The organism is Tsuneonella deserti (genome assembly GCF_014644315.1).
Lineage (GTDB): Bacteria > Pseudomonadota > Alphaproteobacteria > Sphingomonadales > Sphingomonadaceae > Tsuneonella > Tsuneonella deserti.
Genome location: NZ_BMKL01000001.1, coordinates 1,585,024 through 1,610,119 on the forward strand (window position 1 = coordinate 1,585,024; position 25,096 = coordinate 1,610,119).

The 25,096-nt window shown below is 66.2% G+C and carries 22 protein-coding genes, 1 other RNA gene and 1 riboswitch; of the genes, 13 read left to right on the forward strand and 10 right to left on the reverse strand.

Going from position 1 to position 25,096, the window contains the following annotated elements; translation table 11 throughout:
- Window positions 1–55: 55 nt before the first annotated feature.
- The 6 genes from IEW58_RS07570 (at window position 56) to IEW58_RS07595 (ending at window position 5,294) form a co-directional block, all read left to right on the forward strand.
- Window positions 56–385: a glycine zipper 2TM domain-containing protein gene (locus IEW58_RS07570; RefSeq protein WP_229658487.1), complete on the forward strand. Its 330-nt coding sequence runs from the start codon at window positions 56–58 to the stop codon at window positions 383–385.
- Window positions 386–492: 107 nt separating this feature from the next.
- Window positions 493–1,266, forward strand: a complete 774-nt coding sequence (locus IEW58_RS07575; protein ID WP_188644576.1) for an SDR family oxidoreductase — start codon at window positions 493–495, stop codon at window positions 1,264–1,266.
- Window positions 1,152–1,931: a cytochrome b/b6 domain-containing protein gene (locus IEW58_RS07580; RefSeq protein ID WP_188644577.1), complete on the forward strand. Its 780-nt coding sequence runs from the start codon at window positions 1,152–1,154 to the stop codon at window positions 1,929–1,931. Before IEW58_RS07575 ends, IEW58_RS07580 begins: the two co-directional genes overlap by 115 nt.
- Window positions 1,921–2,661 (forward strand): molybdopterin-dependent oxidoreductase, encoded by a 741-nt coding sequence (locus IEW58_RS07585; protein WP_188644578.1) that lies wholly within the window; start codon window positions 1,921–1,923, stop codon window positions 2,659–2,661. The genes IEW58_RS07580 and IEW58_RS07585 overlap by 11 nt, the downstream gene beginning before the upstream one ends.
- A gap of 67 nt (window positions 2,662–2,728) precedes the next feature.
- Window positions 2,729–3,943: an argininosuccinate synthase gene (locus IEW58_RS07590; RefSeq protein WP_188644579.1), complete on the forward strand. Its 1,215-nt coding sequence runs from the start codon at window positions 2,729–2,731 to the stop codon at window positions 3,941–3,943.
- Between the two features lie 808 nt (window positions 3,944–4,751).
- Window positions 4,752–5,294: a septal ring lytic transglycosylase RlpA family protein gene (locus tag IEW58_RS07595; RefSeq protein ID WP_229658489.1), complete on the forward strand. Its 543-nt coding sequence runs from the start codon at window positions 4,752–4,754 to the stop codon at window positions 5,292–5,294.
- Window positions 5,295–5,318: 24 nt separating this feature from the next.
- Here IEW58_RS07595 and IEW58_RS07600 read toward each other — a convergent pair whose 3' ends face one another.
- Window positions 5,319–6,251: a hypothetical protein gene (locus tag IEW58_RS07600; protein ID WP_188644580.1), complete on the reverse strand. Its 933-nt coding sequence runs from the start codon at window positions 6,249–6,251 to the stop codon at window positions 5,319–5,321.
- A gap of 37 nt (window positions 6,252–6,288) precedes the next feature.
- Between IEW58_RS07600 and IEW58_RS07605 the strand changes: the two genes are divergently transcribed.
- The gene (locus IEW58_RS07605) at window positions 6,289–6,591 is read left to right on the forward strand and encodes a GFA family protein (protein ID WP_188644581.1); all 303 of its coding nucleotides are present in this window, start codon (window positions 6,289–6,291) and stop codon (window positions 6,589–6,591) included.
- 524 nt (window positions 6,592–7,115) lie between these two features.
- Here IEW58_RS07605 and IEW58_RS07610 read toward each other — a convergent pair.
- The 3 genes from IEW58_RS07610 to IEW58_RS07620 all read right to left on the reverse strand — a co-directional run bounded on the left by IEW58_RS07610 (window position 7,116) and on the right by IEW58_RS07620 (window position 11,498).
- On the reverse strand, window positions 7,116–7,568 hold the full coding sequence (locus IEW58_RS07610) for a hypothetical protein (RefSeq protein ID WP_188644582.1): 453 nt from the start codon (window positions 7,566–7,568) through the stop codon (window positions 7,116–7,118).
- A 107-nt stretch (window positions 7,569–7,675) separates the two neighbouring features.
- Window positions 7,676–10,624 carry an excinuclease ABC subunit UvrA gene (uvrA, locus tag IEW58_RS07615; RefSeq protein ID WP_188644583.1) on the reverse strand — a complete coding sequence of 983 codons (2,949 nt, stop codon included), beginning with the start codon at window positions 10,622–10,624 and terminating at the stop codon, window positions 7,676–7,678.
- Window positions 10,625–10,778: 154 nt separating this feature from the next.
- Window positions 10,779–11,498: a VIT1/CCC1 transporter family protein gene (locus IEW58_RS07620; RefSeq protein WP_188644584.1), complete on the reverse strand. Its 720-nt coding sequence runs from the start codon at window positions 11,496–11,498 to the stop codon at window positions 10,779–10,781.
- A gap of 237 nt (window positions 11,499–11,735) precedes the next feature.
- Between IEW58_RS07620 and IEW58_RS07625 the strand changes: the two genes are divergently transcribed.
- The 3 genes from IEW58_RS07625 (at window position 11,736) to IEW58_RS07635 (ending at window position 16,684) form a co-directional block, all read left to right on the forward strand.
- Window positions 11,736–13,796 carry a M13 family metallopeptidase gene (locus IEW58_RS07625; RefSeq protein WP_188645715.1) on the forward strand — a complete coding sequence of 687 codons (2,061 nt, stop codon included), beginning with the start codon at window positions 11,736–11,738 and terminating at the stop codon, window positions 13,794–13,796.
- 25 nt (window positions 13,797–13,821) lie between these two features.
- On the forward strand, window positions 13,822–14,358 hold the full coding sequence (gene thpR / locus IEW58_RS07630) for an RNA 2',3'-cyclic phosphodiesterase (protein WP_188644585.1): 537 nt from the start codon (window positions 13,822–13,824) through the stop codon (window positions 14,356–14,358).
- 184 nt (window positions 14,359–14,542) lie between these two features.
- Window positions 14,543–16,684: a M3 family metallopeptidase gene (locus tag IEW58_RS07635; protein ID WP_229658491.1), complete on the forward strand. Its 2,142-nt coding sequence runs from the start codon at window positions 14,543–14,545 to the stop codon at window positions 16,682–16,684.
- Here IEW58_RS07635 and IEW58_RS07640 read toward each other — a convergent pair.
- Genes IEW58_RS07640 through IEW58_RS07655 form a run of 4 tightly spaced genes read right to left on the reverse strand, consistent with a single transcriptional unit; the run spans window position 16,681 to window position 20,997 of the window.
- A complete protein-coding gene (locus IEW58_RS07640; RefSeq protein ID WP_188644587.1) occupies window positions 16,681–17,409 on the reverse strand; it encodes an ABC transporter ATP-binding protein in 729 nt (242 codons plus the stop codon). The two genes, IEW58_RS07635 and IEW58_RS07640, sit on opposite strands and share 4 nt — an antisense overlap.
- Window positions 17,406–18,356 (reverse strand): FecCD family ABC transporter permease, encoded by a 951-nt coding sequence (locus IEW58_RS07645; protein ID WP_188645716.1) that lies wholly within the window; start codon window positions 18,354–18,356, stop codon window positions 17,406–17,408. Before IEW58_RS07645 ends, IEW58_RS07640 begins: the two co-directional genes overlap by 4 nt.
- Window positions 18,353–19,156: an ABC transporter substrate-binding protein gene (locus IEW58_RS07650; protein WP_229658492.1), complete on the reverse strand. Its 804-nt coding sequence runs from the start codon at window positions 19,154–19,156 to the stop codon at window positions 18,353–18,355. The genes IEW58_RS07645 and IEW58_RS07650 overlap by 4 nt, the downstream gene beginning before the upstream one ends.
- Window positions 19,153–20,997, reverse strand: a complete 1,845-nt coding sequence (locus IEW58_RS07655; protein WP_188644588.1) for a TonB-dependent receptor plug domain-containing protein — start codon at window positions 20,995–20,997, stop codon at window positions 19,153–19,155. The genes IEW58_RS07650 and IEW58_RS07655 overlap by 4 nt, the downstream gene beginning before the upstream one ends.
- A 94-nt stretch (window positions 20,998–21,091) precedes the next feature.
- A riboswitch (cobalamin riboswitch) is annotated at window positions 21,092–21,273 on the reverse strand.
- 155 nt (window positions 21,274–21,428) lie between these two features.
- Between IEW58_RS07655 and IEW58_RS07660 the strand changes: the two genes are divergently transcribed.
- Window positions 21,429–22,541, forward strand: a complete 1,113-nt coding sequence (locus IEW58_RS07660) for a cell wall hydrolase (protein ID WP_229658493.1) — start codon at window positions 21,429–21,431, stop codon at window positions 22,539–22,541.
- A gap of 41 nt (window positions 22,542–22,582) precedes the next feature.
- Here the strand turns inward: IEW58_RS07660 and ssrA are convergent.
- Window positions 22,583–22,941, reverse strand: a transfer-messenger RNA (tmRNA) gene (gene ssrA, locus IEW58_RS07665).
- 63 nt (window positions 22,942–23,004) lie between these two features.
- Window positions 23,005–23,442, reverse strand: coding sequence for a large conductance mechanosensitive channel protein MscL (gene mscL / locus IEW58_RS07670; RefSeq protein ID WP_188644589.1), 438 nt, complete (start codon window positions 23,440–23,442; stop codon window positions 23,005–23,007).
- Window positions 23,443–23,597: 155 nt separating this feature from the next.
- Here mscL and IEW58_RS07675 point away from each other — a divergent pair, with 155 nt between their 5' ends.
- Together IEW58_RS07675 and IEW58_RS07680 are read left to right on the forward strand one after the other, a co-directional pair.
- On the forward strand, window positions 23,598–24,269 hold the full coding sequence (locus IEW58_RS07675; RefSeq protein WP_188644590.1) for a LemA family protein: 672 nt from the start codon (window positions 23,598–23,600) through the stop codon (window positions 24,267–24,269).
- An 8-nt stretch (window positions 24,270–24,277) separates the two neighbouring features.
- Window positions 24,278–25,087 (forward strand): TPM domain-containing protein, encoded by an 810-nt coding sequence (locus IEW58_RS07680; protein ID WP_188644591.1) that lies wholly within the window; start codon window positions 24,278–24,280, stop codon window positions 25,085–25,087.
- Window positions 25,088–25,096 lie beyond the last annotated feature (9 nt).

Sequence of the window (25,096 nt, forward strand, 5' to 3'; positions counted from 1 at the left end):
CGCCACTTCGGGCGTCGACAGTTCGAAGTACTCAACCGAGGGAAAGGAAGACCCCGTGAAAAAGCTTGTTCTCGCCATCGCCGCAACTGGCCTGATGGTGCCCGCTACGCCCGCGCTGGCAAAGCACCACGGCCGCCATCACACTTACCAGCCGCGCTACCAGACCGCCTCCAACGGAGTGCGCTATTGGCAGGGTCAGGATGGACGTTACTACTGCAAGCGCTCCAACGGAACGACCGGTCTCATCATCGGCGCGGCCGCCGGTGCGCTCGCCGGCAGGGCGATCGATACGCGCGGTGAGCGCGCTACCGGTACTATCCTGGGTGCGGCCGCGGGCGCTTTGCTTGGCCGCCAGGTTCAGCGCGGCTCGGTACGCTGCCGCTAAAAACCCATCCCATATTGTCAAATAAGAGAAAGCGCGTTGCTTCTGCGGAGGCGGCGCGCTCTTTCTTTGTCTTCCGGAAGCGCGGTCCCTGTGCTTGAAGGTGCTGCATGGCGTCTCCCGGCAACTTACCAGCGGTACTCGTCACGGGCGGCGCGCGGCGGATAGGCGCGCAGATAGCGCGAGCGTTTGGCGAGGTCGGCTGGCACGTCGTGATTCATTATGGGACGTCGGTTGACGAGGCCGAGGCGCTGGCAGCCGAACTCCCCAGCGCGATCGCCATCCACTGTGATCTGTCCGATGGCGACGCGGCGGAGGACATGGTCGAACGGCTTGCAGCGCATCTCCCCGATTGGCGCGTCCTAATCAACTCGGCCTCGGTGTTCGACTACGATGAGGTCAGCCACCTCGACCCGGATACCTTCCGCCGCGCGATCCGCGTGAATGCCGAATCTCCCGCGCGGATGGCCCAGGCGTTCCTCGCCCGCGCCACGTGCCGGGGCGGACGCAGGGTTATTCAGGTGACCGACCAGAAACTTGAAAATCCCAACCCGGATTTCTTCAGTTACACCCTGAGCAAGCATGCGATCGCAGCGGCAGTGCCGATGCTGGCAATGGGGGCTGCGTCTTCCCAGGACCGGGTCTATGCGCTGGCGCCCGGGGCGATCCTGCCGAGCCATGACCAGGACGAAGCGGAAAGCGAAGTCAGCCACCGTCTCAACCTCCTGGGTCGCCGAACAGATGCAACAGAAATCGCCGGCGCGTGCCTATGGCTTGCCGAGGGGACACTGGCGAGCGGGTCGACCCTCTATGTGGACAGCGGACAGCATCTTCTGGCTCAGCCGCGCGACGTCATCTACCTCGCCCGGGAAGAGCAAGGGTGAGGCGTCACGGACTTTCCGTCCGGCTCTGGCACTGGGTCAACCTGGCGTGCCTCGTCACCCTGTTCATGAGCGGACTCAACATATCTAACGCCCATCCACGATTGTATTGGGGCGAATGGGGTTTCGAGAGTGCTCGCGCGTGGCTCACCCTTCCCCGGTTCCCCGGATGGATGACAATCCCCGGCCACTACAGCCTCTCCGCCGCGCGTGATTGGCATTTGCTCGCGGCGTGGCCATTCGCGGGCGGGCTTGCGTTCATCTGGCTGACAATGCTGCTCACGGGACATTTCCGAAGTGACTTGATGACCCGTCGGAGCGAGTGGCGTCCTTCCGCAATACGGGCAGATATCGTAGCCCACTTTCAGCTCGACTTCGACAGCGCGGACGGCAAGCTCAACTTCCTCCAGAAGCTGAGCTACGGGATCGTTCTCGGAGTTCTGCTTCCCGGGATGGTCATCTCCGGCCTGGGTATAAGCCCGGGCATCGAGCCGTTGGCGAGACCGCTCATAGAACTGGTCGGCGGGCGGCAGTCGATGCGTTCGCTGCACTTTATCTTCGCGTGGAGCCTGTTTGCCTTCTTCGTCGTCCATGTGACACTGGTCCTTCTCTCCAGCCCGCTGACCCAGGTGCGTGATATGATAACGGGTGGGCGGCATGCGGCGTAGGCACGTCATCGGGAGCCTTGGCGCATTACTCGCTGGCGGCTGTTCGAAAATAGGCGATAGCGCTGCCCCCGTGTCCCTGTTCGACAGCGCGGAACGTTGGCACAAGCAGGCGCAGCGTCTGCTCGCCGGCCGCTATTCGCTCGCGCCGGAGTTCGATCGATCGCAAGTCTCCCCGTACTTTCGCGGCAACGGGTCACGTAACGTCGACACGCCGGAATATGCCGCGTCGGCCGTCAGCGGCTTTGCCGACTGGCGCCTTGCGGTAACCGGTTTGGTGGAACATCCGCTTTCGCTCAGCCTCGACAACATCCACCGGCTGCCCCAGCGAACGCAAGTCACGCGTCATGATTGTGTCGAAGGATGGAGCGCGATCGGAGAGTGGACCGGTCCGCGGTTGTCGACCATCCTGCGCGGCGCTGCTCTCAAACCCGAGGCGCGTTTCATCGTCCTGCGCTGCGCCGATACGCTGGCGGGGACACAGTATTATGAAAGCATCGATCTGATCGATGCCTTCCACCCGCAGACCATTATCGCACACAAGCTGAACGGCGAGCCCTTGCCGGTCCGCAATGGCGCTCCCTTGCGCCTGCGAGTGGAACGCCAGCTCGGCTACAAGCATGCCAAGTTTCTAACCGGGATCGAGGCCGTCGCCAGCCTCGCGGGCATAGGCGGCGGCAAGGGCGGATATTGGGAAGACCGCGCCGGCTACCAGTGGTATGCCGGCATCTGACCGCGCCGCGGTTGCTCGCCTGCCCGCACCCTGATACCGGCCCGCGCACATCCTTCGGAGCGCCCCCATGTCGGACATCAAACGCGTCGTCCTTGCCTATTCGGGCGGGCTCGACACCAGCGTCATCCTCAAGTGGCTTCAGGTTACCTACAACTGCGAAGTCATTACCTTCACCGCCGACCTTGGTCAGGGTGAGGAGCTTGAGCCCGCTCGCGCCAAGGCACAGCTGATGGGTATCAAGCCCGAGCACATCTACATCGACGACCTGCGCGAGGAATTCGTGCGCGATTTCGTCTTTCCCATGATGCGCGCCAACGCGCGATACGAAGGCGACTATCTGCTTGGCACATCGATCGCCCGGCCGCTCATCTCCAAGCGGTTGATCGAGATCGCCCGTGAAACCGGCGCCGATGCCATAGCGCACGGTGCCACCGGAAAAGGCAACGACCAGGTCCGTTTCGAGCTATCGGCCTACGCGCTTGACCCCGAGATCAAGGTTATCGCGCCTTGGCGCGAGTGGGATCTGACGAGCCGCACCGCGCTCATCGCCTGGGCCGAGGCGCACCAGATTCCGGTACCGAAGGACAAGCGCGGGGAAAGTCCGTTCTCCACCGATGCGAACCTCCTGCATACCTCGAGCGAGGGAAAGGTGCTCGAGGATCCATGGGAAGAAGTGCCCGATTACGTTTACTCCCGGACGGAAAACCCGGAAGACGCACCTGACATTCCGGAATACATCACCATCGATTTCGAGCGGGGCGACGGCGTTGCCCTCAGCGGCCAGGCGATGAGCCCCGCGAACTTGCTCACCGAACTCAACGAACTGGGCCGCAAGCACGGGATTGGCCGGCTCGACCTTGTCGAGAACCGCTTCGTCGGCATGAAGAGCCGCGGCATGTACGAGACGCCGGGCGGCGAAATCTATGCCCGGGCGCATCGCGGCATCGAGCAGATCACCCTTGATCGGGGCGCTGCGCATCTCAAGGACGAGCTGATGCCCCGCTATGCCGAGCTAATCTACAACGGCTTCTGGTTCTCTCCTGAGCGAGAGATGTTGCAGGCGGCGATCGATCACAGCCAGGACAAGGTCAACGGCACGGTCCGGCTCAAGCTGTACAAGGGCATGGCGCAGGTCGTTGGCCGCAAGTCGCCCGACAGCCTCTATTCCGAGCGGCACGTGACGTTCGAGGATGACGCCGGCGCATACGATCAGACCGATGCGCAAGGTTTCATCAAGCTCAACGCCCTGCGGCTGCGCCTGCTGGCCCAGCGGGACCGCTGAAACCGTCGCCGCCCGGAGTTATCCACCGCTGTCCACAGGTAAAACCGTGGACAGTGGATAACGCGCCTATTGCAAGCTTGCCCGACTCGGGGCGTGCGCGCAGTCTTGGGACATCGAAACGGCGCGGAAAGCTCGGATCGGACAGCCCTAACCGGCTGAATGATCAAGAGAATTCAAACCGGATCGTGATGGCGGCAACTGTCCGCGCGGTCTTCGAGATCGCTTTGCGAAGAACCTCGGTTCAACGCAAGCTGATCGCCTGAGAAGGACGCGCAGCTAACCGCCATCGACCGGAAGAACCCGGTTCGCACGCCAGGCAATGCATCCAGGCTTCGGCCAGGTTCGCGGCGCCAGCGGCGGGCGACCACGGAACGACCGGTTCGGAACCGCCGGGCGGATGGAGAGGATCCTCGGATCCCGACCGCCGCCTGACGGAACCGGATGCCGGCGCGAGCGCCGGTGACAGAGCCGACCAGCGCGATCGCAAGATCGCACACGGAAGGCAAAGACACTGGCCGCCAAGCGCCTCCTTTCTTCGGAAAGCAGGACCACGCGCTGGTGAGAGTGGGGCTGGCCTTCGGGCCGGCCCCATTTGCTTTCCGCCCCCCATCCTTGCGCCATTTTCCGCGCCCCGCGACTCGGGCTCTCGGGTGCCACGCGCCGGGCGCTGTAGGAAAATCGTTTCCGCTCAATGCGCGCGGAATCATGGTTAAGGTTCCCTAACCACACGATGAATGGTTGGGAGTCCGGGCCGAGACGAGCCCGAGTGGGTGCACAGCGTGATTTTCGGCCCGTAAAACCGGCACCCATGAAGCAGACAACGATCAGCAACCGCCAAGCGGCCCTGCGCGGCCTGGCCTTTGCCGCCGCCCTGATGCTTCCGGCATCGGCCAGCGCCCCGGCCTTCGCCGATACGGGCAGCGAGAACTTCGCCGCCTCTTTCGCCCCCATCAACGCCGCGGCGGCCAGCTTCGTTCCCTCGTCCGGCATGGTCGACGTGACCAAAATCGATCCGGTGGACGAGCCCGCCCTCCCCTCCGCCGATAGCGACAACGCGCGGATCATCGGCGGCGGCGTCGCCAGCTACTACGGCAACGAACTGGCCGGCAACCGCACCGCCAACGGCGAACGGTTCAATCCGGGCGCGCTCACCGCCGCGCACCGCACGCTCCCCTTCGGCACGAAAGTACGCGTGACCAACGCCGCCAACGGCAAGTCGGTGGTCGTGCGGATCAACGATCGCGGACCGTTCCACGGCGGCCGGATCATCGACCTGTCGAAGTCCGCCGCCAGCCAGATCGGCCTCGTCGCGCGCGGCAGCGGCCGGGTGGAGCTCGCCGTCCTCGATTGACGCTGGCGAGAGCGGCAGCCGGCTTCACGCCCGCGCCGCCCCGCCCCCTGCGCTGCTCGTATCGCAGTACCACCACCCGTCGGCGTCCTGGTGCGCCGCGGCGCGATGTCCGGGCGGCAGCACCAGCCACCAGCGCTCCACTCCCGCCTCGAACGCGGCCAGCTGTTCCGCCTCGATCTCGCGGTAGCGGTCCCCGTCGCCGGTCAGCCTGTCCGGCTCGGCAGCCCCGCGCGGACGGGCCTCCTCCATCGCATCGAGCCGTTCGGGGAACGCGGGGCAATCGACCTGCCCTTCGCGGTCGTCCTCGTCGCAATCGCCGCCGCAATGGGGGCACCTGGCTGTTGGAGCCGTGGACCGCTTGGACCACTGTCCTGGGGAAGGAGTTTCGGCCTCCGGAGCGGCCGTGTCCGCGCCCTCGCCTGGCGTTGCCGCCTCGGGCGTGTCCGATCCCTCCTCGAACCGGGCGAGCGCGGCGGGGAAGTCCCCGGCGAATGCATCGGTGGCCGCGTCCTCGGCCAACCGGTCGAGCCGCGCGAGGTGCGCCAGCAGCAGGCGGGAATCGTAGCGGCGGCGGGTGGCGATCAGCTCCCCGCGATAGAACACCGCCTCCTCCACCCCGTCGAGCGCGCGGGTGGCGAGCACGTCCTCGGCCATCGCGCGCGCGGAAAGCAGCGCCGCATCCCACCCGCGCCGGAACGCCGGACAGGCCGAGCGCGCGCGGTAGGCCGTCTGGTGGCTGATGCCCGATGCCCGCGCCGCCCGCCGCACCGATCCACACTGCGCCAGCGCGGCGAGGAACGCGGCCTGCGCGGCGCGGGTGAAGGCGGTCATCTCCTCGAGCGCGGGCGAACGTTCGGGAGCGGGTTCGGGCGCGGGCCCGGCGGCGAGCGCGGCGTCAGCAGCGGCCGCATCGAGGATGGCGGGGAGATCGGCGGGAATATTGGCAAGAGCATTCACGATCCGCGTCCTTTGGTGAGGAGAAGCGAATCGAGTGATGTATGCGAGGCGGCGGGGTGTAGGAAAATCGTTTGTCGGCGCTGCGTTAGCGGCCGCCATCTTCGCGGAAGACGCGGTGCGCGTGACCGGCGAGACCCGCCACTGGAAGCACCGCCACTTCTGCCCCACCTGCGGCGGATCGGTCTTCGCCCGCTGGGACGACGAGATCGAAGTCCACCTCGGCACCCTCGACGAGCCGAGCCGCTTCACCCCGACCTACGAAAGCTGGACCGTGCGGCGGGAGGACTGGCTACCGGCGTTTGCGGGGATGCGGGGGTTTGTGGGGAACCGGGAGGCGTAGCCAGCGGGATTGGCAATCCGGGCCAACCCTCTTTGGAAGCCGACCCCAGATCGAAGCTGTTAGCTCGACTTTACCTCGAGGTGCTCTCGTCCGTTATGACGCGGATGATCTCTCGTAGGTAGTCTATCGACGATTGTCCGGCTACTTCACTGGCGAATTGTTCAAGCGTAACTCTCACGAATACGCCGCGTCTAGAATTCAAAGCCTCAATGGTAGACGCCAATCTTCCAGTCTCGTTCAGGTGCAAAGCGGCGTAAACCGATAGCTGACGGAACTCATAGGACCGAAATGGTCTATCGCCATCCTTAAGCTCTACAATGTGATCTGGAACCCTCATTATGTCGCCGACACAAGAGTTGATGATTCCACATCCCGAAAACCGCGGCGCTACAGTCAACTCCGGCCTCGAATTATGACTGAAATGCAACCAAATTCGGCGAGCGATCTCAGACGCTTCCGACTTGGCCTCCTCATCCAACAACACAACGTCCGACACCCTGCGCTCAGCCTCGGAGACATTGGAATCATCGGCATGACACTACAAAGGCGCTGGCCTCTGCCTTCTCGATCGCTTTTTCTATAAACTTACGCCAGGTGACCTCCCGGCTAAAGCAACTTTCGCTTTCGTCACTCCACTCGTAGCGATATGAAAAAACCCTCTGTTGAGAGACAGGCAATCGTACTTGCTCAATCTGGTCAGCAATTGAAAGTACCCAGCTTAAGTACAGTGCGTTCCAGATTGGATCGATTTGCATCGCCCATCGGAAGCCCGTGTAGCCTACAGGAGCAAGTGCACCCACATTTATAGGGGGACGCTCGGCTAGTGCGCGAGGAATGTCGCCGTCTACTTCCTGAAGTATCGCAACGACTTTATCGACCTCGTCGTGAAAAACATGATTCTCAATTGGGAAGGGAAATATATCGGTGTCGCCATGGCGGACGACGTTCTTTACTGCCCGCCGATAGAATTGTTGCATAATCCCTCCCGAAGGAAGGCATTGTATGTCCACCTTGCGCCCTTGGCTAGACCGGGAAGCGTACGGGTGGGCTACGGCCGAATATCGTTGAAGAATTCATGGCAACGCTAGTTCGCTGGAGCTGGCTGGCGTGACCTCTCAGCGGCAACTCCCTTCTCCAACATCGGCCGCAGGTAGTGCCCCGTGTAACTCCGCGGCTCCCTCGCCACGTCCTCCGGCGTACCCTCCGCCACGATCTCCCCGCCCCTGACTCCGCCTTCGGGGCCAAGGTCCACGATCCAATCGGCAGTCTTGATGACGTCCAGGTTGTGCTCGATGACGACAACCGAGTTGCCCTGGTCGACCAGGCGCTGGAGCACTTCGAGAAGCTTGCGCACGTCCTCGAAGTGCAGGCCGGTGGTCGGCTCGTCGAGGATGTACAGCGTCTGCCCGGTGGACCGGCGGCTAAGTTCCTTGGCGAGCTTCACCCGCTGCGCCTCGCCGCCCGAGAGCGTGGTCGCCTGCTGGCCGACCTTGACGTAGCCGAGACCGACCTCGTTCAGCATGTGCATTTTATCGCGGATCGGGGGGACGGCCTTGAAGAACTCCTCCGCGTCCTCGATCGTCATGTCGAGCACGTCGGCGATGCTGAGGCCCTTGAACTTCACCTCCAGCGTTTCGCGGTTGTAGCGCTTGCCGTGGCATTCCTCGCAGGTGACGTAGACATCCGGCAGGAAGTGCATCTCGATCTTGATCAGCCCGTCGCCCTGGCACGCCTCGCACCGGCCGCCCTTGACGTTGAAGCTGAAGCGCCCCGCCTTGTACCCGCGCGCTTGGGCTTCAGGCAGGCCGGCGAACCAGTCGCGGATCTGGGTAAAGGCGCCGGTGTAGGTCGCCGGGTTGGAGCGCGGGGTGCGGCCGATCGGCGACTGGTCGATCTCGATCACCTTGTCGCAGTATTCGAGGCCGGTCACCTTGTCGTGCGCGCCCGCGATCACCCGCGCGCCGTTCAATGTGCGCGCGGCGACGGCGTAGAGCGTGTCGATCGTGAAGCTCGACTTGCCGCTGCCCGATACGCCGGTGATGCAGGTGAAGGTCCCGAGCGGGATAGAGGCGGTGACGTTCTGCAGATTGTTCGCCCGCGCGCCGTGGACGGTGACGTGCTTGCCGTTGCCCTTGCGCCGGGTCTTGGGCACCGCGATCTCGCGCCGGCCGGTGAGGTAATCGGCGGTGAGCGACTTCTTCGACTTGAGGACTTCCTTCAGCGTCCCCTGCGCGACGATCTCGCCCCCGTGGACGCCCGCGCCGGGGCCGAGATCGACCACGTGATCGGCCGCGCGGATCGCGTCCTCGTCATGCTCGACCACGATTACCGTGTTGCCGAGGTCGCGCAGGCGCTTGAGGGTTTCCAGCAGCCGGTCGTTGTCGCGCTGGTGGAGGCCGATGCTCGGCTCGTCGAGCACGTAGAGCACGCCCGACAGCCCGCTGCCGATCTGGCTGGCGAGGCGGATGCGCTGGCTCTCGCCGCCGGACAAGGTGCCGCTGGTGCGGTCGAGGTTGAGGTAATCGAGGCCGACGTTGTCGAGGAAGCCCAGCCGCTCGTTGATCTCCTTCAGGATCGCGCGGGCGATCTGGTTCTGCGTATCGGTGAGCTGGTCGGGCAGCGCGAGGAACCAGTCCTTCGCGGCCGTGACGCTCATCTGCGTGGGGGTGGCGATGTCGGTTGCCCCCGAACCTTGGCCGACCTTCACCGCCAGCGCCTTGTCGTTGAGGCGCTTGCCGCCGCACACCTCGCAAGGCTGCGCGGTCTGGTACTTGCCCAGCTCCTCGCGCATCCACGCGCTTTCGGTCTGCAGCATGCGGCGGTTGAGGTTGCCGATCACCCCCTCGAACGCCTTGCGCACGGTGTATTCCTTGCGCCCGTCCTTGAAGGTGAGCGGCACCGCGCGGCCCTTCGTGCCGAACAGGATGACGTCCTGGTTCTCCTGCCCGAGGTTCTCCCACGGGGTCGTCAGGTCGAACCCGAATTCCTTCGCGAGGCTGGAGAGCACCTGCATGTAATAGGGCGAAGGCGGATTGGACTTGGCCCACGGCACCACCGCGCCCTGCTTCAAGGTGAGATGTTCGTTCGGCACCACCAGCTGCGAATCGAACAGGAGCTTTTCGCCCAGCCCGTCGCAGGCCGAGCATGCGCCCTGCGGGGCGTTGAACGAGAACAGCCGCGGCTCGACCTCCTCGATCGTGAAGCCGGATACCGGGCAGGCGAACTTCTCGGAAAACACGATGCGGTTGGCCGGCAGCCCCGCGCCCTTCATCGCGCCGCCTGCATCCTCAACCTCGCGCCCCGGCACCGGGCCGTCGGCGAGATCGACATAGGCCAGCCCCTCGGCGAGCTTGAGCGCCTGCTCGAAGCTGTCGGCCAGCCGGGTTTCAATCCCTTCACGCACCGCGATCCGGTCGACCACCACCTCGATGTCGTGCTTGTACTTCTTGTCGAGCGCGGGCGCTTCCTCGATCGGGTACATCTCCCCGTCGATCCGGACGCGGGTGAAGCCCGCCTTCTGCCACTCGGCAAGCTCCTTGCGGTATTCGCCCTTGCGTCCGCGCACGACCGGCGCGAGCAGGTAGGCGCGCGTGCCTTCAGGCAGGGCCATGACGCGGTCGACCATGTTGGACACCGTCTGCGCCTCGATCGGCAGACCGGTGGCGGGCGAGTACGGCACGCCGACCCTCGCCCACAGCAGGCGCATGTAATCGTAGATCTCGGTGACGGTGGCGACGGTCGAGCGCGGGTTGCGCGAGGTCGTCTTCTGCTCGATCGAGATCGCGGGCGAGAGCCCGTCGATATGCTCGACATCGGGCTTCTGCATCATCTCGAGGAACTGGCGCGCGTAGGCGCTCAGGCTCTCGACGTAGCGCCGCTGCCCCTCGGCGTAAATGGTGTCGAAGGCGAGGCTGCTCTTCCCCGAGCCTGACAGTCCGGTGATCACGATCAGCGCATCGCGCGGCAGATCGATGTCGATCCCCTTGAGATTATGCTCTCGCGCACCGCGCACGCTGATCTTTGTTAGGGACATAAGGGTAGCGTGTTCCGGTTTCGTTCGCGAGTGTCAAGGGGCGTGCGGGGACGCTCCCCCGCTGAACGCGCGATGTGGGGAGCGGGGTCCGGAATGCAACTTTTCGCTGCGGTTACCCGCCTCGGCAGCCGAAGGCGCCCGCCTGGAGAAGCCTTTAGACGGCGATGTCGAACAGCCGCCCCACCCCCGCGGTCACCGCCATCGCCAGCCCGCCGAACAGCACCACCCGCAGGACCGCGCGGGTATAAGGCGCGCCGCCCAGATGCGCGCCGATCGCGCCGAGCACCGCGAGCGCCACCAGCGTCACGCCGACCATCCAGTAGATCACTTCTGCCCCCGGCCGCAGCAGCGCGACGATCAGTGGCACGATCCCGCCCGCGACAAAGGCCGCCGCCGACGCACCCGCAGCCTGCAAGGGGCGCGCGGCGATCGCGGCGGAGATGCCCATCTCGTCGCGCGCATGGGCATCGAGCGGATCGTGCTTTGTCAGCGCGGCGGCGACCTGCTGCGCAAGTTCCGCGTCGAGCCCGCGCGTCTGGTAGATCGCGGCCAGCTCGCGCTCCTCCTCCTCCGGCGTCGTCTCAAGCGCCTCGCGCTCCCGGGCAAGGTCCGCGCGCTCGCTATCGGCCTGGCTTGAGACCGAGACGTACTCCCCCGCCGCCATCGACATGGCGCCCGCCGCAATGCCTGCAAAGCCGGTCAGCACGAGCTGGCTCGCGGATGCGGAAGCAGCGGCGATTCCCACCATCAGGCTGGCGGTCGAAACGAGCCCGTCGTTGGCGCCCAAGACTCCGGCGCGCAGCCAACCGGTGCGCGTGACGAAGTGCCGTTCGGCGTGCGCGCTCGGCTGGTGCGAAAGATCCGGTGGCGGCATCGGTTTCCCCCCTGTTCTGCGTCCTGCCCCTTCGCGATTATCACGCGGCAGTTTCGCAGGAAACTGCAGCATGGCCCTGCGCTTCGTCGATGCCTTGCCGCCGTTCATCGACCAGTCGTCGTCCGCGGGCTGGAACCGCTTTCAGAAACAGGCGCTTGCACCTCGCCCTTGCAGGACCCGGCATCCGGGACCGGCAAGGGGCGGTGACATATGCATTTTGCAGGGGACTACCGCCAGATGAACCGTATCAAGACCACGACTGCCCGCGCGCTTCTCGGCGCCACCGCACTGGCGCTTTCGCTCACTGCCGCTCCCACCTTCGCGCAGAACGCATTGGCCGACGACAGCCAGCAGATCGTCGTCACCGGCCGGCCCGCGATCGGTGACTTCGGCGTCGACCTGTCCACCCGCGACCTGTCGGTTAAGCCGGGCGACGACTTCGAGAAATATGCCAGCGGGAGCTGGATCGCGAAGACGGAAATCCCAAGCGACCGCCCCTCGACCGGCAGCTTCACCGACCTGCACGAGAACACCCAGCAGCAGGTTCAGCAGATCGTCACCAAGGCTCCCGCCGGGGCCAAGTTCGGCGCGCTCTACGCCAGCTATCTCGACGAGAAGACGCTCGAGCGCCGCGGCCTGGCACCGCTGATGCAGGACCTCGCCACGGTCCGCGCGATCGACGACAAGACCGAATTCGCGCGCTTCATGGGATCGACCTATGGCCGCTTCGGCATCACCCTGTTCGGCGGCGGCGCCTATGCCGATACCGCCGATCCGACCGTCAACTCGTTCTGGTTCGGCCAGAGCGGCCTCGGGCTGCCGGACAAGGATTACTATTTCAAGCCCGACTACGCGAAGCAGCGCGCCGCCTATCTCGACTATATCGAGCGCACGATGAAGGCGGTGGGCAATCCCGACCCCTCGGAGGCCGCCAGCCGCATCATGGCGTTCGAGACCGAGATCGCATCGCTGAGCTGGGACACCGCCGACCGGCGCGACATCACCAAGATCAACAACCCGATGTCGAGCGCCGAGTTGGCCGCGTTCGCTCCGGGGATCGACTGGAACGCCTTCTTCGAAGGCCACGGCGTCGCGCCGCAGAAGCGGATGATCGTTAACGAGACCACCGCGATCAGGGGCCTTTCCGCGCTCTACGATGCGGTGCCGCTAGAAACCCTGAAGCTGTGGGAGGAATTCCACGTCGCGGACCAGGCTTCGCCCTATCTCAACAAGAAGATGGTCGACAGCCGTTTCGCGTTCACCAGCACGCTGTCCGGCGTGACCGAGCAACGCCCGCGCTGGAAGCGGGCGATCGACATGGTCAACGGGTCGCTGGGCGAGGATGTCGGCCAGGGCTACGTCAACGAGTTCTTCCCGCAGGTCGCGAAGGACCGGATGGAAGACCTCGTGAAGAACCTGAAGCTGGCGATGGGCGACCGGATTCGTGGCAACAGCTGGATGGGCGAGGCGACCAAGCAGGCCGCGTTCGAGAAGCTGTCGAAGATGGATGTCATGGTCGGCTATCCCGAGAAGTGGCGCGATTTCTCGGGCCTCGCGATCTCACCGAACGATCTCTACGCCAACGCCGTCAACGCGACGAAGTTCAATGCCGACTACGCCCTCGCCGATGTCGGCAAGCCGGTCGACCGGAAGAAGTGGGGCATGAACCCGCAGACGGTGAACGCCTACAACGGCGGGCTGGAGAACAAGATCGTATTCCCCGCCGGCATCCTGCAGCCGCCGTTCTTCGATGCCTACGCCGACCCTGCGGTCAACTATGGCGCGATCGGCGTGGTAATCGGACACGAGATCAGCCACGGTTTCGACGACCAGGGCCGCAAGATCGACGCCAACGGCGCGGTGCGGGACTGGTGGACGCCCGAGGACGCCGCCCGTTTCGAGGCGGAGGCCAAGGAATTCGGCAAGCAGTACGCGGCGTTCGAAGTGGTGCCGGGCGCTTTCATCAACCCTGAACTGACGATGGGCGAGAACATCGCCGACTTCGCCGGCGTGATGGTCGCGCTCGACGCTTACCACCGCTCGCTGGGCGGCAAGCCCGCGCCGGTGATCGATGGCCTGACCGGCGACCAGCGCTTCTTCCTCGCCTATGCCCAGGTGTGGAAGAACAAGGCGCGCGAGGACGCGCTGCGCAACCAGGTGACCACCGATCCGCACAGCCCCGCGCGCTACCGCACGATCGCTCCGTTGCGGAATGTCGATGCCTGGTACGAAGCGTTCAACGTCGGCCCGCAGGACGCGATGTACATCGCGCCCGAAAAGCGGGTGCACATCTGGTAGGCGCCGGCCACCGTCCGGAGCGCGCATGAACCGCCTGTTCGTCGCGCTCCGGCCGCCCGCTCCGGTGCGGGATGCGTTGCTCGATCTCATGGACGGGGTCGAGGGTGCTCGCTGGCAGGACGAGGACCAGCTTCACCTGACGCTGCGCTTCGTGGGCGAGGTCGATGCGCCCCTCGCCAACGATCTTGCTGCTGCACTCGGGGGGATAAATTCCCCGCCTTTCGAAACGGAACTGGCCGGGGTGGGCTATTTCCAGCGCAAGGGGCGGCCCACCGCGCTGTGGGCGCGGCCCGCGCCCTGCGCGCCCCTCGACATCCTGCAGCGCAAGGTCGAGCGGGTCTGCCAGCAGATCGGGCTGGAGCCTGAACACCGCAAGTTCACCCCGCACGTAACGCTCGCCCGGCTGGGGCGTCATGCGGGGCCGATCAATGGCTGGCTCGCGGAGCATGGGACGTTCAGGACCGGGTCATGGCAGGTAGGCGAGTTCCGCCTCTACGAAAGCACCCTCAATGCTGGCGGATCGCAGTACGATCCGGTGGCAAGCTACCGTCTGCAGGCTTGACGGCGAGCTTCCGGTTGCACAGGCAACCAGTTCGCGCGATGCCGCACCACCGATGATGCGAGCGCTCGTTCCGCAGCGCTGTCGCGCATAATCTCCGGGAGATTTTCTTTTGATCAAGACCAGGCTTTTCGCCGCAGCCGCTCTCGGAGCGCTGCTTGCAGGATGCACCACGATGCCAGAAGCAATGGACCGGCCCGCCACGGCCACCCCGGCGATCCCGGAAGGAACCGGCTACTTCGCCTCCGACAGCACGCTGCCGCTGCGCGCGCCCGATTTCACCAAGATCTCGGATGCCGATTTCAAGCCCGCGTTCGAGCAGGGCATGGCAATCCAGCAGGCCGAAGTGGCGGCGATCGCCGGCAACCCGGCCGCGCCGACGTTCGAGAACACGATCGTCGCGCTCGAACGATCGGGCAAGATGCTGAGCCGCGTGGGCATCGTTTTCGGGGCGCTGACGGGGGCCAACACCAATGACACGCTCGATGCGATCGACGCCGAGATCAGCCCCAGGCTGGCGGCCCACTCCGATGCGATCAACCTCAACCCGGAACTCTTCGCCCGCGTGAAGGCGGTCTATGATCAGCGCGCCTCGCTCAACCTCGATACCGAGGACGCAAAGCTGCTGGAAGAAACCTACAAGGGAATGGTCCACGCCGGCGCCCAGCTGACGCCGGCGCAGAAGGAGCAGGTCAAGGCGATCAACACCCGCCTGTCGACCGCGACCACCAACTTCGGCCAGACGCTGACCCAGGCGACGAAGGATGCCGCGCTGGTGATCGCCGATCAGGCGCGCCTCGCCGGCCTGTCGGATGCCGATATCGAAGCGGCGAAGAAGGCGGCAACCGAGCGCGGCGTTCCGGGCAAAGCCGTCGTCGCGCTGCAGAACACCACCCAGCAGCCGGCGCTCGCCACGCTCAAGGACCGCGCCACGCGCGAGGCTCTGTTCGACGCAAGCTGGAACCGTGCCGAGAAGGGGGGCGCGAACGATACCCGCGCGCTGGTGGCCGAGATCGTGCAACTCCGCGCGCAAAAGGCCGCGCTGTTCGGCGACCCGGACTGGGCGACCTACCAGATGTGGGATCGCATGGCGAAGAACCCCAGGACCGCGCTCGACTTCATGCAGCAGATGGTCCCCGCGCTCGAGGCCACGCAGCGCCGCGACGCCGCCGCGCTCAACGCCGAGATCAAGGCCAGCGGCGGCAACTTTACGGTCAAGCCGTGGGACTGGGCGATGTACGCCGACAAGCTCAAGGCCAAGAAGTTCGCCCTCGATGAGGACGCGGTGAAGCCCTACTTCGAGATGAAGCGCGTGCTGGAGGACGGCGTTTTTTTCGCCGCCAACAAGCTCTACGGCCTCAGCTTCAAGCAGCGCACCGACCTGCCGGTCTACAATCCGGACGTGTGGACCTACGACGTCACCGACCGCGACGGCAGCCAGCTGGGCATCTTCTATTTCGATCCGTTCCAGCGCGACAACAAGCGCGGCGGGGCATGGATGAGCAACTTCGTCGAGCAGTCGAAGATCGAAGGCACCAAGCCGGTGATCTACAACGTCCACAACATCCCCAAGGCGCCCGAGGGCCAGCCGCAGCTGATCAGCTTCGACTGGGTGGAGACGATGTTCCACGAATTCGGCCACGCGCTGCACGGCTTCTTCGCCAACCAGAAGTACGAGAGCCTGTCCGGCACGGCGACCGCGCGCGACTTCGTCGAGTATCCGAGCCAGGTGAACGAAATGTGGGCCAGCTACCCCGAAGTGCTGGCGAACTACGCCAGGCACTACAAGACCGGGGAGCCGATCCCGCAGGCGCTGATCGACAAGATCCAGGCCGCCTCGAAGTTCGACCAGGGCTACCAGTTCGGCGAAACTGTCGAGGCCGCCCTGCTCGACATGAAGTGGCACGCCCTGACGCCGCAGCAGGCCGCGGCGATCAACACTCCCGAAGCGGTGAGCGCATTCGAGGCGAAGGCCCTGGGCGAACTCGGCCTTGCCGTCGATCTCGTTCCGCCGCGCTACCGGACGAGCTATTTCCGTCACATCTTCTCCGATCCGGCGGGGTATTCGGCGGGCTACTATTCGTACCTGTGGACGCAGATGCTCGACCGCGACAGCCGCAAGTGGTTCATGGACCACGGCGGCCTGACCCGCGAGAACGGCGACCACTTCCGCGCCACCGTGCTCAGCCAGGGCGGCACGCAGGACTACTTCGATATGTACCGGAAGTTCAGCGGTCACGAGCCCGACGTTCAGCCCATGCTCGAGGCGCTCGGCCTGAGCGGCGGCAATGAAGGAACCGTGCCCAGCACGGGTGACGAGACGAACTAAATCGCCACCAGCGCCCGCGCGCCCGGCTCTCCCAGCCAGCGCGCGGGGACGCGCCAGACCCGTTCGATAACCGTGGCCGACAGTGCTTCCCCGGGAGCACCGTCGGCCACTTTCGTTCCGCCATCGAGCACGATTACCCGGTCGGCGTGATTCATCGCCAGCGTGAGGTCATGGAGCACCAGCACCACACCCGCGCCTGCGTTTGCCGCACGCCGCAGGTGCGCGAGTAGCGCGAGCTGATGGGCGAGGTCGAGCGCGGCCAGCGGTTCGTCGGCCAGGATCCATTGCGGCTCGCCTGCCAGGACCCGCGCGAGAAGCACACGCGCCTTCTCTCCGCCCGAGAGAAGCGATACCGGCCGGTCTGCCAGCGGCACCAGATCGAGCGCGACGAGCGCCGCGCCCACCTGGGCCTGCCCCCGGTCACGGTGCGGCAGGCGTCCGAGCGCGACGAGGCTGCTTACCGATACGTCCCAGGCGATCTCCCCCTCCTGCGGCAGATAGCCGATCGCCTTCGCCCGCTCCCGCGGGTGGAGCGAGGCAAGGTCCGCGCTTCCAAGAGTGACGCGGCCCTCGTAGGGCACGAGCAGGCCTGCGAGGCACTGCAGCAGGCTGGACTTTCCGGCTCCGTTAGGTCCGCAGATGGCGGTGATGCGGCCGGGCTCCAGCCGGGCGGAGATGCCCGCGAGCCGTCCGGCAAGGGAGAGGCCGCTTCCTTCCAGGATCATGCCAGCCCCCGCCTCATCCGCAAGAGCAGCCACAGGAAGAACGGCGCGCCGACGAGGCTGAGCGCGATCCCGAGCCGCAACTCCGTGACAAGGGGCAGGACCCGGCACAGGCTGTCGGCCACCAGCACCAGCAGCGCTCCCGCCAGCGCGCTCGGCACCAGCAGCGAGGATGGCCGGCGATCGGTCAGGGGGCGGACGAGGTGCGGCACGATCAGGCCGACGAAGCCGACGATGCCCGCCACCGCCACCCCGCTGCCCACCGTCAGCCCGACGCCGGCGATCAGCCAGGCCTGCAGCCGCCGCGACTGCATTCCCAGGCTACGCGCCGCGCTCTCTCCCAGAACCAGCGCATCGAGATCGCGCGCGGCCATCGCCAGGCAGCCGATTCCGGCGAGCGTGAGCGGCACGGCAATCCACACCTCGCGCCACGAGCGGTCGGTCAGCGCGCCCATCAGCCAGGTCACGATCTCGCTCATCGCGAAAGCGTTGGGGGCCAGGCTGATCGCGAGGCTCGTGAGCGCGCCGGCGAGGCTGGCGATCATCATCCCGGCCAGCGTGAACAGCGCGATGCCCGAACTCCGCCCGGCGATCAGCGCGAGCAGTGCCATGGCCCCCGCCGCGCCGAGCAACGCGAACAGCGGCAACAGCCAGGCCGAAGCCATGCCCAGCCACAGGCTCGCCACCGCGCCCAGAGCGGCACCGGGAGCGATGCCGAAAAGCCCCGGGTCGGCCAGGGGATTGCGCAGGTATCCCTGCATCGCCGCGCCGCTCGCCCCCAACCCCGCGCCGATGGTCAACCCCAGCACCGCGCGTGGCAGGCGTAGCCCGGCGAGGATTGCCGCCGCGTTGCGCGTATTCGACGGGTCGAGCCAGACGCGCCCCGCGATCAGCGAAAGCGGCACCGTGACGGCGATAAGCGCGAGGAGAAGAGGGACCGGGCGGGTCAGAAGCTTCGCCGGATTTCCGCGAGCCGCTTGGCCGCACGGATAATGGTCGGTCCGCCGCAGTAAAGCAGCGCGGGATCGAACGCCGCGCGGTCCATCCCCGGGACACTGTCCAGCAGCGGGTGGCGCTGGCCGCGCTCGTTGCCGGCGACCAGCAGGACCCGCGGCGGATCGGACAGCAGGCGCTCGAGCGAGAGGTAATCGGCCTGCCCCATTCCCCGTGCGGCGCTCTGGTTTGCGAAGCCAGTCCTGCGCATGAGCTCGCTCACCAGGGCGCCCTCACCCGGCACGATGCCATCGGGCTGCCACAGGACCGCACGCACCGGAGGCCCGTCCGATTGCGCGGCAGAAAGAGCGGACTCGATACGGCCAATCAGAGCCGCTCCCCTTTCCGGGTGTCCGGACATCACGGCGAGCTGCCGCACCTGGGCCTCGCTCTCCGCTACGGTGGACGCGATGCCCAGCGTCTCCACCCGCACACCGAGCCTCTCGAACGCGGCGCGCGTCGCGGGGTCCATGAAAGCGCTGCCCACCACCACGTCGGGATCGAGCGCGAGAACTTCCTCCACGGTGCCCCCGGTCGCACGGAAACGGCGCGCTACGTCCAGCGGCATCGAGGTGCCGCGCGGATCGTGACTGTAATGGCTGATGGCGAGGATCTGCGGCGGATCGGCGACCTCGGCGAGTATGGCGTCGCTGCACGGATTGAGGCTGACGATCGTGGGCTGCGGGCGCGGAGCAGCCGCCCGTGGCTCCCCCACGCAACCGGCGAGCAGCGCCAGCGAAGCGAGCCATGCCTTCACAACTTGAGCCGCGCCCCGGCGAACGCCGCCCTGCCGCGCGTGCCGTAACCGGCTACCTCGGTATAGCGCGCATCGAACAGGTTCTCGATCCGGCCGAACAGCTCTAGCTGCTCGCCCAGCGGAACCGCCGCGCGCAGGTCCGCCAGCACGTATCCGTCGAGACGGACGAAATTGCCGGCATCGTCGTAGCTGTCGCCAACCAGCCGCACGTCGCTGCCCAGCATCACGCCCATTGGCGCGGCCCAGTCGAGCGTGGCGGTCAGCGCGTGGCGGGGACGGCGCGCGAGTCCGGCACCGGTCGCCCGGTCCTGGGCATCGAGATAGCTGTACGCAAGCGTGGTGCGCAGCCGTCCGGTCGGCGCCAGGCCGAACTCGACCTCGAACCCCTGCGCGCGGGCACGGCCGATATTGTCATAGGTGCCCAACGGGCGTCCGGCGCAGATGCCGGAGGTTTTCTCGAAGCAGGAAACGAAGTCGATGAGATCGGTGGAATCGCGGCGGTAGAGTGTCACCGCGCCCCAGGTCGGTTCCGTCCGCTTGCGCCAGGCAAGACCAAGGTCGAAACTGCTGCTGCGCTCGGGCCGGAGGGCGGCATTGCCGTATTCGGACAGGAGCTGGAACAGGGTTGGCGCCTTGAACCCCTCGCCATACGATGCGCGGAGCCGCAGGTCCTTGGCGACGGCGTAGCTGAGATCCGCCCCGATGCTCGTCTCCCCGCCGAAGCGTGCGTGGCGGTCGTGCCGCAGTCCGGCATGGGCAGACAGCCCGCCATGCTCGATCCCCGCCTGTGCGTAGGCCCCCCAGATGCGGGTCTTCCGCGCGGCGTCGAACGAACTGGCAAAGCGGGTCCACTCGCCCTCGGCCCCGAAGTTGAGGATCAGCGGTCCGATCGGACGCCACTCCCCGCGAAGATCCACCCGGCGCGAATTGCCGTCGGTGGAGTAGGTGGGAACGCTTCCCAACTGCGGGTCGTAAGTTGCTCTTTCAGTGTCGGAAAACGAATAGGCGCCGCGCAGGTAGAGCAGCCCGCTATCGTAAATCGCGCCGGTGGCGCCGGTGTATTGCCGGGTGCGCTGGCTCTCGGCGGTGTCGGTGAAGACGTAGTCCGGCGCCGGGTAACCATCGAGGTCGAGATCGCCTTTCGCGTACCGGCCGAGTGCAAACAACTCGAGGCTGGGAGAAAGGTAGGCGCGGGCCTGGCCGTTGGCCGACCATTGCTCGAACCCGTCGGGCTCGCTTCCGGACGCGGCCGCGGAGAACCCGTCGGTCCGCTGCCAACCGGCCGAACCGCCGAGGAAGAAGCTGTCGCTTCCGGTCCCTCCGCTCGCGCTGAGATATGTGCTGTCGTCGGACCCGTATTCAGCGCTGGCTAGCAGCCCCCGGCGGGCGCGAGTGGTGACCAGCAAGACCCCGCCGATGGCGTCGGAACCCCAGATGACCGAATTGGAGCCGCGCAGGAGATCGAGCTTCTCGATCTCGCCAGCCGCGAGGTTGGCGAAATCGAAGCCGCCGCCGGGAGCCGCGGCGTCTGCTACTCGCACGCCGTCGACGAGCACGAGCAACTGCTCCGCGCCCGCCCCCCGCACGCGGACGCCGGTGAAGGCGCCGGGAGGGCCGTTGCGGGTGATCGCCACCCCGGGAGCGCGGCGAAGCACGCGGGCGGGATCAGCGCCCTGAACCTCGTCAATCTCGGCCTGCCCGATGATCGTGACCGGCTGGCCGGTATCCTCGATCTCGCTGCGCGTGCCGGTGGCCGTTACCGTGATCGCCGTCTCTTCGGACTGGGCCGCCAAAGGCGCGGATACCAAGAGAGTCGACAGGAAAAACAGGTATTTCGACATGAAAGCTCCCACAATGAACGAACACGCCGTCCATGCGGGTAACGCCGCCTGAGCGGCGCGTCCTCGCTGCAATCCGGTACACCCCGCCCGGCTTGCGGAACGACCATCGCGGGCAGGTCTCCTGGCTCCCGGATCTTCGCAGCCGGTCCGCCTTCCCGGTCACCCAGTGGCGTGTGGAGCGGCCGCTCCCCGGTCACAGTTGCGGGGGCAGCGGGGGCTTGTACCCCCTTCCCTCTTAGGCCCGGTTCCCCAGGCACCCGTGACGTCGCGGCGGCTATACGCCGGGCCGCCGGGGCAGGCAAGTTAAACCCCGGGCAGGCATCCGGATTAACCGTTCCGTCCCGCCTGTTCCGCCAAGGGACACCGCTCAACCCCGCGCTCGTCGAAACCAGGCCGGGCGCGTAAGCCTTCCCCCTCTTCGAGGAGCCGCATTGCCCCCTGTCGCCGCCATTCCCCGCCGCCCGCGCAAGCCCCGACTGAGCGCCCGGCTGCGCGCGCTGTGGTCTTCGGGCGGACCGCACCGCGGACGGCGGCTGCTTGCGCTTGCGGCAGCGGTTGCCGTTCCGGCGATGGCCGCGCCGGGCGAATGGCGTTCGTTCGACTTGCCAGCCAGCCAGGCAGAGGCCGGGCCGATGCCGTTCGAGACGCCTGGTCAGAGCTTCCCTGGCTCGGCGTTCTTCTATCTCGAAGATCTGCCCGAGGCGCCCCGCGACACCCTCCCGCCGCCGATCGAGACGGGCGCCCATTCGGACACACAGGGCGCGCTGCCTCAGGCCGTAGGGACATCGGCCCGTTCGTTCACCGCTCTCGGCAGCGGGCTCGACAAGGCCCGCGCGCTGCAGTGCATGACGATGGCACTCTACTACGAAGCGGCGAACGAGCCGACCGACGGTCAGCGAGCGGTCGCGCAGGTGATCCTCAACCGCGTCGCGCACCCGAGCTATCCCAACAGCGTGTGCGGCGTCGTCTTCCAGGGCAGTGAGCGGCGCACGGGCTGCCAGTTCAGCTTTACCTGCGATGGTTCGCTGATGCGCCAGCCGGCCCGCGCGAGCTGGGACCGGGCGCGTTCGGTGGCCGCCGATGCGCTGGCCGGTTACGTGTTCCGCCCGATCGGCCTCGCCACGCATTACCACGCGACTTACGTCCTGCCGTACTGGGCTTCCAGCCTCGAGAACGTCGGCACCATCGGGTTGCACACCTTCTACCGCTGGCGCGGCGCGGCGGGCCGGTGGGACGCCTTCGCGGTACGCTATCGCGGCGGCGAGCCGGCGGCCGCTCCGCACCCGCGCAGCGACGTCCTGACGCCTGAATCGGCCCCCGACCCGATCGTGCTTGCCCAGGCCTACGAAGCGGCCCGGCGCAAGGCGCAGAAGGAGGCGGCGGAGTATGTTCCGCCCCCACCGGTGTACAGCGCGGCCGTGCAGGCGCGGGGCGGCGATCGGGCATTCACCGCGCAGGACCTGCCGCAGTCGAGCGGAATCAAGGCGGAATACGCCAACTCGGGCCGCTGGATTGCCCAGCCGACCGGCATTTCGACGATGTAGGAAAGGTGGGGGATTCTGTTGCTAGGCTCCCCCGGGCCCCCGGTTTCCGATTCTGTTACCCGGTTCGGTCCGAACCGTGCTCATAGCTTTGTAACTTCAGGGCGTTAGCCCCTAGAATTACGCGGCAAGAGCAAGTGCTTCGTTGTCGTTGGCACTTGTGAGTTTTGAGCCTTGAACGGGTTACTCAGCCCGAGCAAAAACGATGCTTTTCAACACACGTCGATCCTGGTTCGGCCCCGTCATTTTCCCCGCGACAACGGAGAAGGTGGTGGAGCCGCCGGGTACTGCCCCCGGGTCCGCTGCGTCTATTGCACACCGCAATTTATCGCCATAGCCGGCCCTTGGTTTCCCTTGGCCCGGCACCGACCGATATAGCGGTTCGCGGCTTAATGTGAAGTGACCGAACGCCAGATGACCGCGAATGAAGCGCTCGATCGGGCCGCCGAACACCGAATGTTCCGTGTCAGAGCACGCCGGTGGCGTTCCGCCTGCGCAATTCGTCGCGGATTTCGGCCAGCAGTTCGACCTCGGTCGGTCCGGCCGCCGCCTCTTCCTTGTGGTTCACCTTGTTGGCCGCCTTCACGATCAGGAAGATGACCCAGGCGATAATCAGAAAGTTCACCACCTGGGTGATGAAATCGCCGTAGCCGATCATCGGCACCCCCGCCTCTTTCAGCGCCGCGTAGTTGGTGAGCGATCCCTTGTATCCGGCCGGAATGGACCCGAGCCGGATGAAGTAGTTCGAAAAATCGACGTCGCCGAAGATCCAGCCGATCAGCGGCATGATGATCGAATCGGTCAGCGAAGTTACGATCTTGCCGAAGGCGGCACCGATGATGACCGCCACCGCCAGGTCGAGCACGTTGCCCCGATTGATGAAAGCCCTGAATTCGCGCAGCATCTCCGCCTCCTGTCGCTTGCCCAATCCCGCACTTGTGCCATTGTTTTCAGCGCGCGCAACAACGTTCGCTCCTTGCGCCGCGCCGACGGTGTGCTAGATTCGCAATACAGGCCGGGCGCGCCTTTCGCGCCCATGCTGAAAGGGTGTCCGACGCAATGACCTTCACCGCCTTCCGCCGCACCGTCGTTGTCGCGCTCGCCGCGCTCGGGCTGTCCGCCTGCGGCATCAACACGATTCCGACCAAGGAAGAGGCCGCCAAGGCCAAGTGGGCCGACGTGCAGGCCGCTTTCCAGGAACGCGCCAATCTCGTCCCCAACCTGGCCGAAGTGGCCAAGGGCGCGGCCGAGCAGGAGCGCGGCATCCTGACCGACGTGATCGAAGCCCGCGCCAAGGCGACCAGCATCCAGATCAATGCCGATGATCTGACCGATCCGGCCAAGATGGCGCAATACCAGGCCGCGCAGAACCAGCTTTCGAGCGGCCTTGGCCGCCTGCTGGCGAACTTCGAGGCCTATCCGGACCTGAAATCGATCGCCAACTACCAGATGCTCCAGAGCCAGCTCGAAGGGCAGGAAAACCGTGTCCGCATCACCATCCGCGACTACAACGAAGCGGTGCGCGACTATAACACCGAGATCCGCACGTTCCCGAGCGCGATCGCGGCCAACGTGGTTTACGGGTCGAAGCCGATGGTCCCGTACGAGGCGGTCACCCCGGGCGCCGAAGTCGCTCCCACGCTCGACATGACCCCGTCGGGATCGGCGACGCGGCCCGCCGGGGCTAACGACAACGCCCCGCAGCCCACCGCCACCGCCGTCAACAACTGACGAATCCGGTGCGCGCCCTTGCGCTCGTCCTCGCCTGGCTGGCGGCGTTCATCGCGTCGCCGGCCGTGGCGCAGGAGTTTCCCGCCCTCACCGGGCGGGTGGTCGATGCCGCCAACATCATTCCGCCTGCTGTCGAAGCGGAACTCGACGCGAAGCTGACCGCGTTCGAAACCCGGACCCAGCGCCAGTTCGTGGTGGCGACGGTGCCGAGCCTCGATGGCTACGAGATTTCGGACTACGGCTACCGCCTCGGGCGCAAGTGGGGCATCGGCGACAAGGAGCGCAACGACGGCGTCATCCTGCTGGTCGCGCCCAGCGAGCGCAAGGTGCGGATCGAGGTCGGCTACGGGCTGGAGCCGGTGCTGACCGATGGATATTCCGCGCTGATCGTCCAGAACACCATCCTGCCCGCGTTCAAGGCGGGCGACATGCCCGGGGGGATCGTCGCCGGGACCGACGCGATCATCAAGCAGCTGGAACTGCCGGCAGATGAAGCGGCCAAGGTAGCGCAGGCAGCGGAAACGCAGGCCGCGCAGAGCGAAGGCGGCTTCCCGCTAGGCGCGATACTGTGGATCGCCTTCCTGCTGTTCTTCTTCATCCTGCCCATGCTCGGCCGGCGCGGCGGCCGCCATTATCGTGGCCGCGGCGGAATGGGCGGCGCGGTCGGCAACATAATCCTGTGGGAAGCACTTAACGCCGCCGCCCGCTCGGGCCGCCACGGCGGCGGATGGGGCGGCGGGGGCGGCGGCTTCGGCGGCGGCGGCTTCGGCGGCGGCGGCGGCAGCTTCGGGGGCGGCGGCGCCTCCGGCGGCTGGTAAGGGGAGGCT

Excerpts from the sequence above, each read along its gene's own strand:
- IEW58_RS07575 (WP_188644576.1), top strand. The coding sequence starts at position 493 with ATGGCGTCTCCCGGCAACTTACCAGCGGTACTCGTCACGGGCGGCGCG.
- IEW58_RS07580 (WP_188644577.1), top strand. The coding sequence starts at position 1,152 with ATGGCTTGCCGAGGGGACACTGGCGAGCGGGTCGACCCTCTATGTGGA.
- IEW58_RS07585 (WP_188644578.1), top strand. The coding sequence starts at position 1,921 with ATGCGGCGTAGGCACGTCATCGGGAGCCTTGGCGCATTACTCGCTGGC.
- IEW58_RS07590 (WP_188644579.1), top strand. The coding sequence starts at position 2,729 with ATGTCGGACATCAAACGCGTCGTCCTTGCCTATTCGGGCGGGCTCGAC.
- IEW58_RS07595 (WP_229658489.1), top strand. The coding sequence starts at position 4,752 with ATGAAGCAGACAACGATCAGCAACCGCCAAGCGGCCCTGCGCGGCCTG.
- IEW58_RS07605 (WP_188644581.1), top strand. The coding sequence starts at position 6,289 with ATGTATGCGAGGCGGCGGGGTGTAGGAAAATCGTTTGTCGGCGCTGCG.
- IEW58_RS07610 (WP_188644582.1), bottom strand. The coding sequence starts at position 7,568 with ATGCAACAATTCTATCGGCGGGCAGTAAAGAACGTCGTCCGCCATGGC.
- uvrA (WP_188644583.1), bottom strand. The coding sequence starts at position 10,624 with ATGTCCCTAACAAAGATCAGCGTGCGCGGTGCGCGAGAGCATAATCTC.
- IEW58_RS07620 (WP_188644584.1), bottom strand. The coding sequence starts at position 11,498 with ATGCCGCCACCGGATCTTTCGCACCAGCCGAGCGCGCACGCCGAACGG.
- IEW58_RS07625 (WP_188645715.1), top strand. The coding sequence starts at position 11,736 with ATGAACCGTATCAAGACCACGACTGCCCGCGCGCTTCTCGGCGCCACC.
- thpR (WP_188644585.1), top strand. The coding sequence starts at position 13,822 with ATGAACCGCCTGTTCGTCGCGCTCCGGCCGCCCGCTCCGGTGCGGGAT.
- IEW58_RS07635 (WP_229658491.1), top strand. The coding sequence starts at position 14,543 with ATGGACCGGCCCGCCACGGCCACCCCGGCGATCCCGGAAGGAACCGGC.
- IEW58_RS07640 (WP_188644587.1), bottom strand. The coding sequence starts at position 17,409 with ATGATCCTGGAAGGAAGCGGCCTCTCCCTTGCCGGACGGCTCGCGGGC.
- IEW58_RS07655 (WP_188644588.1), bottom strand. The coding sequence starts at position 20,997 with ATGTCGAAATACCTGTTTTTCCTGTCGACTCTCTTGGTATCCGCGCCT.
- mscL (WP_188644589.1), bottom strand. The coding sequence starts at position 23,442 with ATGCTGCGCGAATTCAGGGCTTTCATCAATCGGGGCAACGTGCTCGAC.
- IEW58_RS07675 (WP_188644590.1), top strand. The coding sequence starts at position 23,598 with ATGACCTTCACCGCCTTCCGCCGCACCGTCGTTGTCGCGCTCGCCGCG.